Source organism: Streptomyces sp. JLYT201 (assembly GCF_059448825.1).
Map to the genome: position 1 here is coordinate 6,481,499 of NZ_CM182551.1, position 15,395 is coordinate 6,496,893.

Below are 15,395 nucleotides of genomic sequence, written 5' to 3' on the forward strand. Positions count from 1 at the left end.
CGCGGCGGGGTGCGGCGGGGCGGTCACGCGCTCCGTCTGCGCCGCATCTCCCGCAGGATCTCCTCCATGCGCGCGATCTGGCGGCTGATGTCCGCGATGTCGTCGAAGCCCCGGTCCGCCAGCTGCCGCTCGACCGCCGCGAGGCGCAGCGACAGCTCGTCGAAGTGCTCCTGCTCGCGCGCCAGCATGTGCTCCAGCTGCTGGTTCTTGCGGTGCAGCTCCAGGAACACGGTGACCTTCGCGCGCAGCACCCACGGGTCGAAGGGCTTGGTGAGGTAGTCCGCCGCGCCCGTCGCATAGCCGCGGAAGGCATAGCCCGCGTCGTTGTCGGTGCCCGTCAGGAAGATGATCGGCACGTCCTTCGTCTGGTCGAGGCGCTTGATGTTGGACGCGGTCTCGAAGCCGTCCATGCCCGGCATCCGTACGTCGAGGAGGACCACGGCGAACCGCTGCCGCAGCAGGGCCTTCATCGCCTCCTCCCCTGAACGGGCGCGTACCAGCGGTTCGTTCAGGGACCCCAGGACGGCCTCCAGGGCCACGAGATTGTCCTCCATGTCGTCGACGAGGAGGATGCTCGCGCGGTCCGCTGTGGTGGCCTCAGTGCTCATGGTGACAGTGCCTCACTCGGTCGTCGTCGGAATCGCGGTATCCCCTTGAGTGCCGCGCGGTTCCGTATCGGCGGTTTCTGCGGGTGCCGCGCCGGCGGCTTCCCCGCGCTCGCTCGCCTCCGGGGGCCCGTCGGTCTCCACGGACCTGGCGGTCTCCGGGGACGCGGGCGCCTTGGGATCCGCCGGTTCGCCCTCGGGGTCCAGGAGGGCACAGACGACGGTGAGCAGCTGATCCACGTCCACCGGCTTCGGGACGTAGTCGGTGGCGCCCTGCGAGATGGCCTTCTCGCGGTCGCCGGGCATGGCCTTGGCGGTCAGGGCCACGATGGGCAGACCCGTCCAGCGCGGGGAGCGGCGGATGGCGGCGATGGTCTCGTAGCCGTCCATCTCCGGCATCATGATGTCCATCAGGATCAGGTCGGTGTCGGGGTTGCGCTCCAGGGTCTCGATGCCCTCGCGGCCGTTCTCCGCGTAGAGGACCACCAGGCCGACGCGGCTGAGCACGTGGGTGAGCGCGAAGACGTTGCGGATGTCGTCGTCGACGATGAGCACCCGGCGGCCCGGCAGGACCCGGCCCGCGTGCCCCTCCTTCCAGGCCTCCAGCTTGGTCGGCGCGGGCCAGTTGTCGTCGGCCTCGGGCACGGTGTGCGCCGACAGGGCCATCTGCTCCCGGGGCTCGGGCGCGGGCACCGTGCGCGAGGACGCGTACGCCACCGCCGCCGCGCCGTGGCCGGGGTGCACCACGGGCACGTACAGGGTGAAGGTGGAGCCCTCGCCGGGGTGGGACTCGGCGGTGATGCGGCCGCCGAGCAGGCCCGCGATCTCGCGGCTGATGGACAGGCCGAGTCCGGTGCCGCCGTACTTGCGGTTGGTGGTGCCGTCGACCTGCTGGAACGCCTCGAAGATCACCGGGAGTTGCTCGGGCGGGATGCCGATGCCGGTGTCCTTGACGGTGAAGCTGATCAGGTCGCCGCGGTCGCTGAGCAGCGGGTCGGGGGACTGCTTGACGTGCTGCACGCTCAGCTCGACGCGGCCGTTCGCGGTGAACTTGACCGCGTTCGACAGGAGGTTGCGCAGGATCTGCTGGAGGCGCTGCTCGTCGGAGAACATCTCGCGCGGCACGTCGTGGCCGACCGTCACGTCGAAGGCGAGGCCGCGGTCGAGCGTGAGCGGGCGGAACGTGGCGTGCACATAGTCCAGGACCTTGATCAGCGGCAGCTTCTTCGGGCGTACGTCCATGCGGCCCGCCTCGATCTTCGACAGGTCGAGGATGTCGTTGATCAGCTGGAGCAGGTCCGAGCCCGAGCGGTGGATGGTGGTGGCGAACTGCACCTCCTGGTCGGACAGATGGCCGTCGGGGTTGTCGGAGAGCAGCCGGGCGAGGATGAGCAGCGAGTTCAGCGGGGTGCGCAGCTCGTGCGACATGTTCGCGAGGAACTCCGACTTGTACTGCGACGAGGTGGCGAGCAGCGCCGCCTTCTCCTCCAGTTCGGCGTTCGACCGGCGCAGCTCCGCCTGCTGGCGCTGGAGCTCGTCGGAGCGCTCCTGGAGCTGGGTCGCGAGCCGCTGCGACTCGCTGAGGAGGGACTCCGTACGGGAGTTGGCGATGATCGTGTTGATCGCGACGCCGATGGTGTTCACGAACTGGTCGAAGAACGCCAGGTGGACGTCGGAGAAGCGGGAGAACGTGGCCAGTTCGATCACACCGAGCAGCTTGTCCTCGAAGAGGATCGGGATGATCACGACACTCGCGGGCGAGGCGTCACCGAGACCCGAATGGATCTTGATGTAGTCGGGCGGCACCTCGTCGAGGAGGATGCGCTTCTTCTCCAGGGCCGCCTGGCGCACCAGGCCGTGCGCGGGCATGCCGGTGGTGTCGACGAGGAAGCCCTGCTCCTCCATGCCGGTGTCCTGGGCCGAGCCGTACCCGGCGATGAAGGCGAGCCCCTTCGCGGGCGAGGCCTGCAGCGGCGCGGTGCCGTCGGCGTCCGGGTTGGCCAGGAAGAACGCGCCGTACTGGGCGTTCACCAGCGGGGTCAGCTCGCGCAGGATCAGGTCGGCGACCTCCATCAGGTCGCGGTGGCCCTGCATCAGGCCCGCGAGGCGGGCGAGGTTGGACTCCAGCCAGTCCTTGGCGCGGGTGGTCTCACGCAGGTTGGACACCATCAGATTGATGTTGTCCTTCAGCTCGGCGACCTCGCCCCTGGGCTCGACGGTGATGGAGCGGGACATGTCGCCCTGCGCCACCGCGGACGCGACCTCGGCGATGGCGCGGACCTGCGTGGTCAGGTTGAGCGCCAGCTCGTTCACGTTCGTGGTCAGGCGCTTCCAGGTGCCGTAGACGCCCTCGACGCGGGCCTGGCCGCCGAGCTGGCCCTCGGAGCCGACCTCGCGGGCGACGCGTGTCACCTCGGACGAGAAGGACGACAGGGTGTCCACCATCGTGTTGATGGTGGTCTTCAGCTCCAGGATCTCGCCGCGCGCGTCCACGTCGATCTTCTTCGACAGGTCACCCTGGGCGACGGCGGTCGCGACCTGGGCGATGTTGCGCACCTGGCCCGTCAGGTTGTCCGCCATGTAGTTGACGTTGTCGGTGAGGTCCTTCCACACGCCGGACACGCCGAGGACCTGGGCGCGGCCGCCGAGGCGGCCGTCGGTGCCGACCTCGCGGGCCACGCGTGTCACCTCGGCGGCGAAGGCGCGCAGCTGCTCCACCATCGTGTTGACGGTGTCCTTGAGCTCCAGGATCTCGCCGCGCGCCGTCACCGTGATCATCTTGGACAGGTCGCCGTTGGCGACGGCCGTGGTGACCTGGGCGATGTTGCGGACCTGGGAGGTGAGGTTCGACGCCATGAAGTTGACGTTGTCGGTCAGTTCCTCCCAGACGCCGCTGACGCCGCGCACCTGCGCCTGACCGCCGAGGTTGCCCTCGGTGCCGACCTCGCGGGCCACGCGCGTGACCTCGTCGGCGAAGGCGGACAGCTGGTCGACCATCGTGTTGATCGTCGACTTCAGCTCCAGGATCTCGCCCTTGGCCTCGACGGTGATCTTCTTCGACAGGTCGCCCTGGGCGACGGCGGTCGACACCAGGGCGATGTTGCGCACCTGCGAAGTGAGGTTGTCCGCCATGAAGTTGACGTTGTCGGTGAGGTCCTTCCACACGCCCGACACGCCGCGTACGTGGGCGCGGCCGCCGAGGTTGCCCTCGGTGCCGACCTCGCGGGCGACCCGGGTGACCTCGTCGGCGAAGGCGGAGAGCTGGTCGACCATCGTGTTGACGGTGTCCTTGAGCTCCAGGATCTCGCCGCGCGCGTCCACGGTGATCTTCTGGCTCAGGTCGCCGTTGGCGACGGCCGTGGTGACCTGGGCGATGTTGCGGACCTGTGAGGTGAGGTTCGACGCCATGAAGTTGACGTTGTCGGTGAGGTCCTTCCACACCCCCGACACGCCGCGCGCCTGGGCGCGGCCGCCGAGCCTGCCCTCGGTGCCGACCTCGCGGGCCACGCGCGTGACCTCGGCGGCGAACGCCGACAACTGCTCCACCATGGTGTTCACGGTGAGCTTCAGTTCGAGGAGCTCACCGGTGGCCTCGACCGTGACCGTGCGGGTGAGGTCGCCCTGCGCCACGGCCGTGGTGACGAGCGCGATGTCGCGGACCTGCGCGGTCAGACGCGAGGCCATCGTGTTCACGGCCTCCGTCACGTCGCGCCAGCTGCCCGAAAGGCCCCGGACCTTGGCGCGGCCGCCGAGCCTGCCCTCGGTGCCCACCTCCCGGGCGACGCGCGTGACTTCCCCCGTGAAGAGGGACAGCTGGTCGACCATCGTGTTGACGGCGCGCCCCAGCCGGCGCAGATCGCCGCGCAGCTCGCGCGAGCCGTCGTGCAGGTCGACGCGCTGGGTGAGGTCGCCGCCCGCGACGGCGTTCAGGACCCGGGTGGCGTTCGTGGCGGGCGCGACCAGGGACTCCAGGAGGGAGTTCACCTCGATGATCCGGGTGGCCCAGCTGCCCTGGCCCGGGCTGGCCGTGAACCGCTCGTCGAGCCGCCCGTGGCGCACCATCTCCCTGCGCACCCGGATGAGCTCGCCGTCGAAGTGCGTGGAGCGGTCCACGAGTTCGTTGAAGACCGTGATCAGCTCGGACGTCAGGCCCGAGCCGCTCAGCGGCGCCTTGGTGAAGTTCCCGTCGCGGGCGGCCCGCATGGCGGCGAGCAGGGCCCGCAGACTCGCGGTCTCGGCCTCGGACATCCCCGGGGACGGGGCGCCGATGGCGGGCAGTGCCTCCGCGCCCGGGGGCTCGGCGGGCGCGGGCAGCTTGGCGCGCGCGGTGGGGGAGCGGCGGGCGGCGGAGGCGCGCGACACCTTCCCCGGTTCCTTGCTCCCGGGGGCGGCAGGTGGTCGGGTGGGCGGAGTCGGCGGGGGAGTACCGGCGGCTGGGGGCGGCGTCTGGCCAGGCGATGCCATGGGAAAGTCCGAGGTCACTGTGGAGTGGGGGAGCGGAAGGGGGCCGGGTGCCTCTGCGGAGGCGGAGGCGGAGGCGGGTGCCGGGGTCCGGGCGGATGCCGGCGTGTCTGCCGATGCCGAAATCTGACCGTGTCCGGGCGCGGGCTTAGCACTGTTCTCACTCATGATGGCCCACTTCGGTAACTCGGTGCTTATGGGCCCAGTCAGTCTGTCACTCTGTCCGTGTCGCCTGAGGCGTAACGTCCGAACTGCTCAGGAGCCGCACTGTGGGGGCCATTCCGATGCCACGGGAGACCGCTGTCCGCGCCTCCGTCGAGCCCGCTGCACGCCCAGGGCCATCGACGGTAGTGCGCACGTCCCTGCCTGGAAACCCGCTTGCGCCCTCCGCCGCGCGCCGGTTCGTCCGCGCGGCGCTCGCCGACTGGGTGGAGCTCGCGGTGCCCGCCGCCGCCCGGATCAGCGACCGGCTCGTGGACGACGCGGTGCTCCTGGTCAGCGAGTTGGTGACGAACGCGGTGGTGCACGCGGGCACGTCCGTCGAACTGCTGTGCCGCCTGGACGAGGTGACGCCCGGCGAAGGCCCCTACGACGGCCTCGACTACGACGGCCTCGACGCCCTGGTCGTGGAGGTCTCCGACCACCACCCGGCGCGCGCCGTGCGCAGCGAGCCGCGCTCCCCCCACCCCGGCACGCCCGAGTACGGCCGCGGCCTGCAACTCGTCGCCACCCTCGCCGAGTCCTGGGGCATCACCTACCGCTCGGGCACCAAGACGGTCTGGGCGCGCCTCCCCGTGGACCACGAGCGGATGCTCGCCGACCTCCCCGACTTCGAGGCGTACGCCGGTGAGACGGCGCTCCAGCGCGGGCTCCGCTCCGCCGAGATCCTCGCCCCGGCGCCCAAGCGGGTCGCGCACGACACGGAGTGGATCAACCGGGGCGCGCTCACGTTCCTCGCCGAGGCCTCCGACATGCTCGCGGGCCAGTTCGACGAGAACCTGGTCGCGGCCCTCGCCGGACAGCTCCTCGTGCCCCGGCTCGCGGACTGGTGCGCGGTCTGGCTCGACGACGAGGCCGACAGCGCCGGGCGCGCGGCGGGCGCCCGCGCCCCCGGCACCCACCTCGTGCGCGTCTGGCACACCAGTGAACAGCGGATAGAAGAGCTGCGCCGCGTCCTGGAGAAGGAGCCGCCGAGCCTCGCCGGCACGGCGGGCCCCGGCGCGGTGCCCGTGTCCTGGCCGGGCGACGCCTTCGGCAGCGACTCCACCGGCGCCGCCGTCGCCTACCGCCTGGTGGCGGGCGGCCGGAGCCTCGGCGCCCTGGTCATCGGCCGGGCCGGCCTGCCGCGCTTCCCCGACGAGGTCACCGGCCTCGTCGAGGACTTCAGCCGCCGCGTGGCCCTCGCCATCAGCGCCGCCCGCCGCTACCAGCGCCAGGCCACCATCAGCCGGGTCCTCCAGCGCGGACTGCTGCCGAGCACCGTCGCGGAGATCCCCGGCGTGCAGAGCGGCGTCGTGTACGAGCCGCGCGAGCAGGGCGGGCCCGGCGGCGACTTCTACGACGTGTTCCCCGCGGGCGACGGCCGCTGGTGCTTCGCCCTCGGCGACGTCCAGGGCAAGGGCCCCGAGGCCGCCGTCGTCATCGGCCTGGCCCGCCCCTGGCTGCGGCTGCTCGCCCGCGAGGGCTACCAGGTCGCCGAGGTCCTCGACCGCCTCAACCAGCTCCTCCTCGACGACGCCACCGAGGCCGCGGACGCGGCGGCCGCCGTCGTGGCCGTCGCGGGCGGCCAGGGCGTGTCGCCCGAGGGCGCCACCGCGCGCTTCCTGTCCCTCCTGTACGGCGAGCTCGTGCCGTACGACGGCGGGGTGCGCTGCACGGTGGCGTGCGCCGGGCACCCGCTGCCGCTGCTCCTGGGCGCCGACGGCCGGGTGCGGCCCGCCACCGGGCCGCAGATGCTCCTCGGGGTGGTCGACGACGAGACGTACACGAGCGAGACCTTCGACCTGCTCCCCGGCGACACGCTGCTGTGCGTCACGGACGGCGTCACCGAGCGCCGCGGCGGCGGGCGCCTCTTCGACGACGGCGACGGGCTCGCCACGGCCCTCGCCGACTGCGCGGGGCTCGACGCGGAGCTGGTGGCGGAGCGGATCCGCCGCCTCGTCCACGAGTTCTCGACGCGGCCGCCCGACGACGACCTGGCGCTCCTGGTGCTCCAGGCCCGCTGACCCCGGGCCGGTGGGGACGGAGGGGACCCGCGGACCGGGCCCATAATGGAAGGTATGCCTTCCGCCCTGCCCGATGGAGAACCCGTGCCCCAGGACGGGACGCTCCCCCCGTCCGCCCTGGGCGGAACGGCCCCACTCGGCTTCTACCTGCACGTTCCGTACTGCGCCACGCGCTGCGGCTACTGCGACTTCAACACCTACACCGCCCCCGAGCTGCGCGGCACCGGCGGCGTCCTCGCCTCCCGGGACAACTACGCCGAGACCCTCGTCGACGAGGTCCGCCTGGCCCGCAAGGTCCTCGGCGACGACCCGCGCCCGGTCCGCACGGTCTTCGTCGGCGGCGGCACGCCCACGCTCCTCGCCGCCGACGACCTCGTCACGATGCTGAGCGCGATCCGCGACGAGTTCGGCATCGCCGACGACGCGGAGATCACCACCGAGGCGAACCCGGAGTCGGTCGACCCCGCGTATCTGAGCACCCTGCGCGAGGGCGGCTTCAACCGCGTCTCCTTCGGCATGCAGAGCGCCAAGCAGCACGTCCTGAAGATCCTCGACCGCACGCACACCCCCGGGCGGCCCGAGGCCTGCGTCGCCGAGGCGCGCGCGGCGGGCTTCGAGCACGTCAACCTCGACCTGATCTACGGCACCCCCGGCGAGAGCGACGACGACTGGCGGGCCTCCCTCGACGCCGCGATCGGCGCCGGGCCCGACCACGTGTCCGCGTACGCGCTGATCGTGGAGGAGGGCACGCAGCTGGCCCGCCGCATCCGGCGCGGCGAGGTCCCCATGACGGACGACGACGTGCACGCCGACCGCTATCTGATCGCCGAGGAGGCCCTGTCGGCCGCCGGGTTCCAGTGGTACGAGGTGTCCAACTGGGCCACCTCGGAGGCGGGCCGCTGTCTGCACAACGAGCTGTACTGGCGGGGCGCCGACTGGTGGGGCGCGGGCCCCGGCGCGCACAGCCACGTCGGGGGCGTGCGCTGGTGGAACGTGAAGCACCCCGGAGCGTACGCGGCGGCCCTCGCGGAAGGGCGTTCGCCGGGGGCCGGGCGTGAGCTCCTCGCGGACGAGGACCGCCGGGTGGAGCGGATCCTCCTCGAACTGCGGCTCCGGGACGGCTGCCCGCTGTCGCTCCTGAAGGAAGCGGGCCTGGCCGCCTCGCGCCGCGCCCTGACGGACGGCCTCCTGGCCCCCGAGCCCTACGAGCGGGGGCGGGCGGTGCTGACCCTGCGCGGCCGCCTCCTGGCCGACGCGGTGGTGCGGGACCTGGTCGACTGAGGCCGTCCCCGGGTTGCCTGAGGCCGCCCCGGGGCTACGGGGCCGTCACGAAATCGATCAGCTCCTCGACGCGGCCCAGGAGCTGGGGCTCCAGGTCCTTGTAGCTGCGCACCGAGCCCAGGATCCGCTGCCACGCGGCCCCGGTGTTCTCCGGCCAGCCGAGGGCCCGGCACACCCCGGTCTTCCAGTCCTGGCCGCGCGGCACGCGGGGCCAGGACGCGATGCCCAGGGACGAGGGCTTCACCGCCTCCCAGACGTCGATGTACGGGTGGCCGACCACCAGCGCGTGCGGGCTGGAGACCCCGGCCGCGATCCGGGACTCCTTGGAGCCGGGCACGAGGTGGTCCACGAGGACGCCGAGGCGCGCGTCGGGGCCCGGCGCGAATTCCGCGACGATCGCCGGAAGGTCGTCGATGCCCTCCAGGTACTCGACGACGACGCCCTCGATGCGCAGGTCGTCGCCCCACACCTTCTCGACGAGCTCCGCGTCGTGACGCCCCTCCACATAGATGCGCCCGGCGCGCGCCACCCGGGCCCGCGCCCCGGGAACGGCGATCGAGCCGGACGCCGTGCGCGCGGGCCGGGCGGCCGCCGCCGCGGCCTTCGGGCGGACGAGCGTGACGGTCTTGCCCTCCAGGAGGAAGCCGCGCGGCACCATCGGGAACACCCGGTGCTTGCCGAAGCGGTCCTCAAGGGTCACCGTCGGGCCCTCGGCGGTCTTCTCGCAGCGGATCACCGCGCCGCAGAAGCCGGTCCGGACCTCCTCCACCACCAGGTCGACGTCGGCGGGGACTTCGGGAACGGGGGCCGACCTCTTCCACGGCGGGGTGAGGTCCGGGTTGTAGCTGCGCATTCGACAGACGTTATGACATCGCGTGACGTCCCGTCACGGGGACGTGCCCGCGCCGCTCAGCGCACCCCGAACCGCGCCGCCAGCTCCTTGCGTTGGGCCCGTACGAAGGCCGCGTCGACGACCGCCCCGTGCCCCGGCACGTACCGCGCGTCCGGGCCGCCCAGGTCGAGCAGCCGGTCGAGCGCGGCGGGCCACCGCCCGGGGACCGCGTCGGGACCGGCCTGGGGCTCGCCCGACTCCTCCACGAGGTCGCCGCAGAAGACGACCTCGGGCTCTCCGGGCGCGCCGGGCACCAGGACGGCCAGGTCGTGGCCGGTGTGGCCGGGGCCGACGTTCGCGAGGAGGACCTGGACGCCGCCCAGGTCGAGGGTCCACTCGCCGCTCACCAGGTGGCGCGGAAGGACCAGCAGGTCGGTGGCCTCGGCGGCGGCGCGGGCGTCCAGGCCCTGGGAGACGGCGTCCGTGCGCAGGCCCTCGCGGTCCCGGTCGAGCACCGCGTCGACGCCGACCGCGCCGAACACCTCGACCCCGGCGAACGCCGCGGCGCCGAGCACGTGGTCGAAGTGCGGGTGCGTCAGCGCGAGATGGGTCACACGGCGGCCGCCGCCGAGCAGCCGCCGGGCCTCGGCGCGCAGCCACGCGCCCTCCCGCAGGCTGGACCCGGCCTCGATCATCAGGGCGGCCTCGTCGCCGACGACCAGGCCGACCGTGCAGTCCCACACGGGGAGCCGGTACCGCCCCACCCGTGCGGCGAGTCGCTCCCAGCCCGCCTCCCGCCAGTCAGGGGCCGGTGTCACGCTTACGTCCATACGGTGACGCTAGCGCCACCGCCGTGCCCCGGCAGCCGGTGCCCCCGTGCCGCCGGGGCCGCCGCACGGGGCGCGAGCGGGCCGGTGGCACGGGCCACACGTGGGCATGACTAAAGGAGTCGGCCCTTGCCGGGGCTGTACCCGGCGGCCGTACACTGACTCGATGAAGGTTGGCACTCGCGCGTGGTGAGTGCCAGGGTGGGGCCGCCGCGGGGGCCACGGACGAGGGACGACAGGTGGAGGTGTGCGCGATGCTCAGTGAACGCAGGCTTGAGGTGCTGCGCGCCATCGTCCATGACTACGTGGGCACCCAGGAGCCGGTCGGCTCCAAGGCGCTCACCGAGCGTCATCACCTGGGCGTCTCCCCGGCCACGGTCCGTAACGACATGGCGGCGCTGGAGGAGGAGGGGTTCATCGCCCAGCCGCACACCAGCGCCGGGCGCATCCCCACCGACAAGGGCTACCGGCTGTTCGTGGACAAGCTGGCGGGCGTCAAGCCGCTGAGCTCCCCCGAGCGCCGCGCGATCCAGCACTTCCTGGACGGCGCCGTCGACCTGGACGACGTCGTGGGCCGTACGGTGCGGCTGCTCGCGCAGCTGACCCGGCAGGTCGCCGTGGTGCAGTACCCGTCCCTGACGCGGTCGACGGTGCGCCACGTGGAACTGCTCTCGCTCGCCCCGGCCCGGCTCATGCTCGTCCTGATCACGGACACGGGGCGGGTCGAGCAGCGCCTGATCGACTGCCCGGCGCCGTTCGGTGAAACGTCACTCGCGGACCTGCGGGCGCGGCTCAACAGCCGGGTCGCGGGCCGCCGGTTCTCGGACGTGCCGCAGCTCGTCCAGGACCTGTCCGAGTCCTTCGACAAGGAGGACCAGGCCACGGTGGCGACGGTCCTGTCCACCCTCCTCGAAACCCTGGTCGAGGAGAACGAGGAGCGGATGATGATCGGCGGCACCGCCAATCTGACCCGCTTCGGACATGACTTCCCTCTCACGATCCGGCCGGTCCTCGAGGCCCTGGAGGAACAGGTCGTCCTCCTCAAGTTGCTTGGTGAGGCTACGGATTCGGGCATGACCGTGAAGATCGGTCACGAGAACGCCCACGAGGGACTCAGCTCCACGTCCGTGGTCTCCGTCGGCTACGGTTCGGGAGGCGAGGCAGTGGCCAAGCTAGGCGTGGTCGGACCGACCCGCATGGACTATCCGGGAACGATGGGAGCAGTACGCGCAGTGGCACGTTACGTCGGACAGATCCTGGCGGAGTCGTAAGTGGCCACGGACTACTACGCCGTGCTCGGCGTGCGCCGCGACGCGTCCCAGGACGAGATCAAGAAGGCCTTCCGGCGGCTCGCGCGCGAGCTGCACCCGGACGTCAATCCCGATCCCAAGACGCAAGAGCGCTTCAAAGAGATCAACGCCGCCTACGAGGTCCTCTCGGACCCGCAGAAGAAGCAGGTCTACGACCTCGGCGGCGACCCGCTGTCCCAGTCGGGCGGCGCGGGCGCGGGCGGTTTCGGAGCCGGTGGCTTCGGCAACTTCTCGGACATCATGGACGCGTTCTTCGGTACGGCGTCGCAGCGCGGGCCGCGCTCGCGCACCCGACGCGGCCAGGACGCCATGATCCGTCTGGAGATCGACCTCGACGAGGCGGCCTTCGGCACGACCAAGGACATCCAGGTCGACACGGCCGTCGTCTGTACGACGTGCTCCGGCGAGGGCGCCGCGCCCGGCACCTCCGCGCAGACCTGTGACATGTGCCGCGGCCGCGGCGAGGTGTCCCAGGTCACGCGGTCCTTCCTCGGCCAGGTCATGACCTCGCGGCCCTGCCCCCAGTGCCAGGGCTTCGGCACCGTGGTGCCCACGCCGTGCCCCGAGTGCGCGGGCGACGGCCGGATCCGCTCGCGGCGCACCCTCACGGTCAAGATCCCCGCGGGTGTCGACAACGGCACGCGGATCCAGCTCGCGGGCGAGGGCGAGGTCGGCCCGGGCGGTGGCCCGGCGGGCGACCTCTACGTGGAGATCCACGAGCTGCCCCACGCGGTCTTCCAGCGGCGCGGCGACGACCTGCACTGCACCGTCACCATCCCGATGACGGCGGCGGCGCTCGGCACGAAGGTCCCGCTGGAGACGCTCGACGGCGTCGAGGAGGTCGACATCCGGCCCGGCACGCAGTCCGGGCAGTCGATCCCGCTGCACGGGCGCGGCGTCACGCACCTGCGGGGCGGCGGCCGCGGCGATCTGATCGTGCACGTGGAGGTGCTCACGCCCACGAAGCTCGACGCCGAGCAGGAGCGGCTGCTGCGGGAGCTGGCGAAGCTGCGGGGCGAGGAGCGGCCCACGGGGCAGTTCCAGCCGGGGCAGCAGGGGCTGTTCTCGCGCCTGAAGGACGCGTTCAACGGGCGTTAGCGCCTGGACGGTGGGCCCGGCTCCCGGTTGCTCGGCACCCGGGTGCTGTGCCCACCCCTCCCCGGGGCCGTGGCGGGCGCAGCCGCGCGGTGTGGGCGGGCGGGTGGGAGAAATCCCGCAGCGGTAGCGGTGGGGACGCACCCCGCACGAGGCGCCCCCGCCAGACGTGGCACGATGCGCGTATGGTCTCCCCTCTCCACGCTCTCTGTCGTCATCCGATCGTGCAGGCCCCGATGGCGGGCGGGGGCTCGACTCCGCAGCTCGTGGCGGCCGTGTCCGAGGCCGGGGGGCTCGGCTCGCTCGCGGCCGGGTACAAGACCGCCGACGGCATGTACCAGGAGATAAAGCAGGTCAGGGGCCTGACGGCGCGCCCGTTCGGGGTGAACCTCTTCATGCCGCAGCCCGCCTGCGCGGACCCGGCGGCCGTCGAGGTGTACCGCAACCAGCTCGCCGGAGAGGCCACCTGGTACGAGACGGAGCTCGGCGACACCGACGTCAAGCTCGACGACGGCTACGAGGCGAAGCTGGCGATCCTCCGCGACGACCCCGTGCCGCTGGTGTCGTTCACCTTCGGCTGCCCCTCCCGCAAGGACCTCCAGGCCCTGGAGCGGGTCGGCACCACCACCGTCGTCACCGTCACCACGCCCGAGGAGGCCCTGGCCGCGCAGGCCGCGGGCGCCGACGCCGTGTGCGTCCAGGGCGTCGAGGCGGGCGGCCACCAGGGCACGCACCGCGACAACCCGGAGACCGACGGCGCCGGGATCGGCCTGCTGAGCCTCATCACGCAGGTCAGGGAGGCCGTAGAGCTGCCCGTGATCGCCGCGGGCGGACTGATGCGGGGCGCGCAGATCGCCGCGGTGCTCGCGGCGGGCGCCGACCTGGCGCAGCTCGGCACCGCGTTCCTCGTCACCCCGGAGTCCGGCGCGCAGCCGCTGCACAAGCAGGCCATGACCGACCCCCGGTTCGTGCGGACCGAGCTGACCCGGGCGTTCTCCGGGCGCCCCGCGCGCGGCCTCGTCAACCGCTTCATGCGCGAGCACGGCCCGTACGCGCCCGCCGCCTACCCGCAGATCCACTATCTGACGTCCGGCCTGCGCAAGGCCGCGGCCAAGACCGGCGACCCGCAGGCCATGGCCCTGTGGGCGGGCCAGGGCCACCGCCTCGCGCGGCAGCTGCCCGCCGGGGAACTCGTGGAGGTGCTCGTGGCCGAACTCGACGAGGCGCTGGCCGCGGCCGCGGGCCGGGACGCGGGCGGTGCCGCATGACCGCGCCGGTGTTCGTCGTCGACGACTTCACGGGTGCCGCGCCCGGACGGACGTACGTGCTCGAAGGCCCCGAGGGACGGCACGCCGTGTCCGTGAAGCGGCTGCGCGCCGGTGAGGACGTGGTGCTCACCGACGGCGCGGGGCGCTGGGCGCACGGCACCGTGGCCGCCGCCGAGGGCAAGGACCGGCTCCTGGTCGCCCTCGACGACGACGGCGTGCGCGAACAGGACGCGGAGAGCCCCCTGATCACCGTCGTACAGGCGCTGCCCAAGGGCGACCGCGGTGAACTCGCCGTGGAGACCATGACGGAGACCGGGGTGGACGCCGTCGTGCCCTGGGCCGCCTCCCGCTGCATCACGCAGTGGAAGGGCGAGCGCGGCCTGAAGGCGCTCGGCAAGTGGCGGGCGACGGCGCGCGAGGCGGGCAAGCAGTCCCGGCGGGTCCGCTTCCCCGAGGTCGCGGAGGCCGCCACGACCAAGCAGGTCGCGCGGCTCCTCGCGGACGCCGACTTCGCGGGGGTCCTGCACGAGGAGGGCAGCGAGCCGCTGGCCACCGCCCCGCTCCCGGCGTCCGGCCGCATCGTGCTCGTCGTCGGGCCCGAGGGCGGCATCTCGCCGGAGGAGCTCGCGGCGTTCGCCGAGGCGGGCGCCAAGCCGTACCGGCTCGGGCGCAGCGTGCTGCGCACCTCGACCGCGGGCACCGCGGCGACGGCACTGCTCCTCGGCCGCACGGGCCGCTGGTCCTGACCGGACGGACGACTGGACAGATGGCCGCAACCGGTCTACCGCCCGGGCCCGCGCGGTGGCACGCTGCCATCCATGGGGGCTGTGAGGCGACTACCGCGACCTGTCCGGCGTAGGCGGATCCCGGGCCCGGGCACGGCGAGAGGGCGGCGGGTCCTCGTGGCCCTCGTGGCCGTGGCGGCCACCGGCTTCGCGCTGGCCGCCTGCGACCCCGTCGAGGGCGACATGAGCACCTCCGCCATCGCGCTGACCACCGACAAGATGGGCACCGCCGAGCTGGAGCGCCAGCACCTGGACGTGGCCTGGTTCAACTGCACGGCCTCGTTCGTGAAGAAGGACGGCGACGGCAAGCGGAAGGCCACCGACGAGCCGCGCGAGGCCGAGGTGGACTGCCAGGGCAAGTCCGAGGGTGCCGACGGAGGGAAAGCCATCGTCCTCAAGGGCAGGGTCACCGACGTGCGCAACGGCAAGTGCGTCCGAGGCAATCTGACCGCGCGGGTCGAGGGCAAGGAGTGGTTCCGCGTCGACGTGCTCGGCAACTGTCAGGGCGGCAAGGGGAATGACGACGACGGCGACAAGGGCGACGGCGACCACGGCGGCGGCCGCCACACCCCGCCCGCGCGCCACGACCCCGGCCGGGACGAGCCAGGGCCCACCGCCACCGTCACGGTGACCGAGCGGCCGGACCCCACCTGCAACTGCTATCCGGGCAAGTGATCCAAAACGGTGTCCCGCGCGGCGTCGCCTG

At 72.7% G+C, this 15,395-nt stretch carries 11 protein-coding genes; 7 read left to right on the forward strand and 4 right to left on the reverse strand.

The annotated features are described in order from the left end of the window. Window positions 1–23 precede the first annotated feature (23 nt). Window positions 24–608, reverse strand: coding sequence for a response regulator (locus tag AC5WAM_RS27395; RefSeq protein WP_366790521.1), 585 nt, complete (start codon window positions 606–608; stop codon window positions 24–26). A 12-nt stretch (window positions 609–620) separates the two neighbouring features. Further along, complete coding sequence (locus tag AC5WAM_RS27400; protein WP_495523659.1) at window positions 621–4,808, reverse strand: HAMP domain-containing protein; 4,188 nt, start codon at window positions 4,806–4,808, stop codon at window positions 621–623. A 542-nt stretch (window positions 4,809–5,350) separates the two neighbouring features. On the opposite strand from AC5WAM_RS27400, the gene AC5WAM_RS27405 reads away from it, so the two are divergent. Together AC5WAM_RS27405 and hemW are read left to right on the forward strand one after the other, a co-directional pair. Beyond that, window positions 5,351–7,291, forward strand: a complete 1,941-nt coding sequence (locus AC5WAM_RS27405) for a SpoIIE family protein phosphatase (protein WP_495519134.1) — start codon at window positions 5,351–5,353, stop codon at window positions 7,289–7,291. 45 nt (window positions 7,292–7,336) lie between these two features. Beyond that, entirely contained in the window at window positions 7,337–8,572 is a 1,236-nt protein-coding gene (gene hemW / locus AC5WAM_RS27410; protein WP_495519135.1) for a radical SAM family heme chaperone HemW, read from the forward strand. Window positions 8,573–8,606: 34 nt separating this feature from the next. Here hemW and AC5WAM_RS27415 read toward each other — a convergent pair whose 3' ends face one another. Together AC5WAM_RS27415 and AC5WAM_RS27420 are read right to left on the reverse strand one after the other, a co-directional pair. Further along, window positions 8,607–9,425, reverse strand: coding sequence for a DUF3097 domain-containing protein (locus tag AC5WAM_RS27415; protein WP_495519136.1), 819 nt, complete (start codon window positions 9,423–9,425; stop codon window positions 8,607–8,609). A gap of 56 nt (window positions 9,426–9,481) precedes the next feature. After that, window positions 9,482–10,234: an MBL fold metallo-hydrolase gene (locus AC5WAM_RS27420; RefSeq protein WP_366790524.1), complete on the reverse strand. Its 753-nt coding sequence runs from the start codon at window positions 10,232–10,234 to the stop codon at window positions 9,482–9,484. Window positions 10,235–10,485: 251 nt separating this feature from the next. Between AC5WAM_RS27420 and hrcA the strand changes: the two genes are divergently transcribed. The 5 genes from hrcA (at window position 10,486) to AC5WAM_RS27445 (ending at window position 15,364) form a co-directional block, all read left to right on the forward strand. Next, entirely contained in the window at window positions 10,486–11,502 is a 1,017-nt protein-coding gene (gene hrcA, locus AC5WAM_RS27425; protein WP_138959673.1) for a heat-inducible transcriptional repressor HrcA, read from the forward strand. Further along, window positions 11,503–12,639: a molecular chaperone DnaJ gene (dnaJ, locus tag AC5WAM_RS27430; RefSeq protein ID WP_366790525.1), complete on the forward strand. Its 1,137-nt coding sequence runs from the start codon at window positions 11,503–11,505 to the stop codon at window positions 12,637–12,639. A 182-nt stretch (window positions 12,640–12,821) separates the two neighbouring features. After that, a complete protein-coding gene (locus tag AC5WAM_RS27435; RefSeq protein ID WP_495519137.1) occupies window positions 12,822–13,904 on the forward strand; it encodes a nitronate monooxygenase in 1,083 nt (360 codons plus the stop codon). Next, on the forward strand, window positions 13,901–14,650 hold the full coding sequence (locus AC5WAM_RS27440; protein ID WP_495519138.1) for a 16S rRNA (uracil(1498)-N(3))-methyltransferase: 750 nt from the start codon (window positions 13,901–13,903) through the stop codon (window positions 14,648–14,650). The genes AC5WAM_RS27435 and AC5WAM_RS27440 overlap by 4 nt, the downstream gene beginning before the upstream one ends. Window positions 14,651–14,806: 156 nt before the next feature. Continuing rightward, entirely contained in the window at window positions 14,807–15,364 is a 558-nt protein-coding gene (locus AC5WAM_RS27445; RefSeq protein WP_495519139.1) for a hypothetical protein, read from the forward strand. The last annotated feature ends 31 nt before the right edge of the window (window positions 15,365–15,395 follow it).

Coding starts and splice junctions, on each gene's coding strand:
- AC5WAM_RS27395 (WP_366790521.1), bottom strand. CDS start 608: ATGAGCACTGAGGCCACCACAGCGGACCGCGCGAGCATCCTCCTCGTC.
- AC5WAM_RS27400 (WP_495523659.1), bottom strand. CDS start 4,808: ATGCGGGCCGCCCGCGACGGGAACTTCACCAAGGCGCCGCTGAGCGGC.
- AC5WAM_RS27405 (WP_495519134.1), top strand. CDS start 5,351: ATGCCACGGGAGACCGCTGTCCGCGCCTCCGTCGAGCCCGCTGCACGC.
- hemW (WP_495519135.1), top strand. CDS start 7,337: ATGGAAGGTATGCCTTCCGCCCTGCCCGATGGAGAACCCGTGCCCCAG.
- AC5WAM_RS27415 (WP_495519136.1), bottom strand. CDS start 9,425: ATGCGCAGCTACAACCCGGACCTCACCCCGCCGTGGAAGAGGTCGGCC.
- AC5WAM_RS27420 (WP_366790524.1), bottom strand. CDS start 10,234: ATGGACGTAAGCGTGACACCGGCCCCTGACTGGCGGGAGGCGGGCTGG.
- hrcA (WP_138959673.1), top strand. CDS start 10,486: ATGCTCAGTGAACGCAGGCTTGAGGTGCTGCGCGCCATCGTCCATGAC.
- AC5WAM_RS27435 (WP_495519137.1), top strand. CDS start 12,822: ATGGTCTCCCCTCTCCACGCTCTCTGTCGTCATCCGATCGTGCAGGCC.
- AC5WAM_RS27440 (WP_495519138.1), top strand. CDS start 13,901: ATGACCGCGCCGGTGTTCGTCGTCGACGACTTCACGGGTGCCGCGCCC.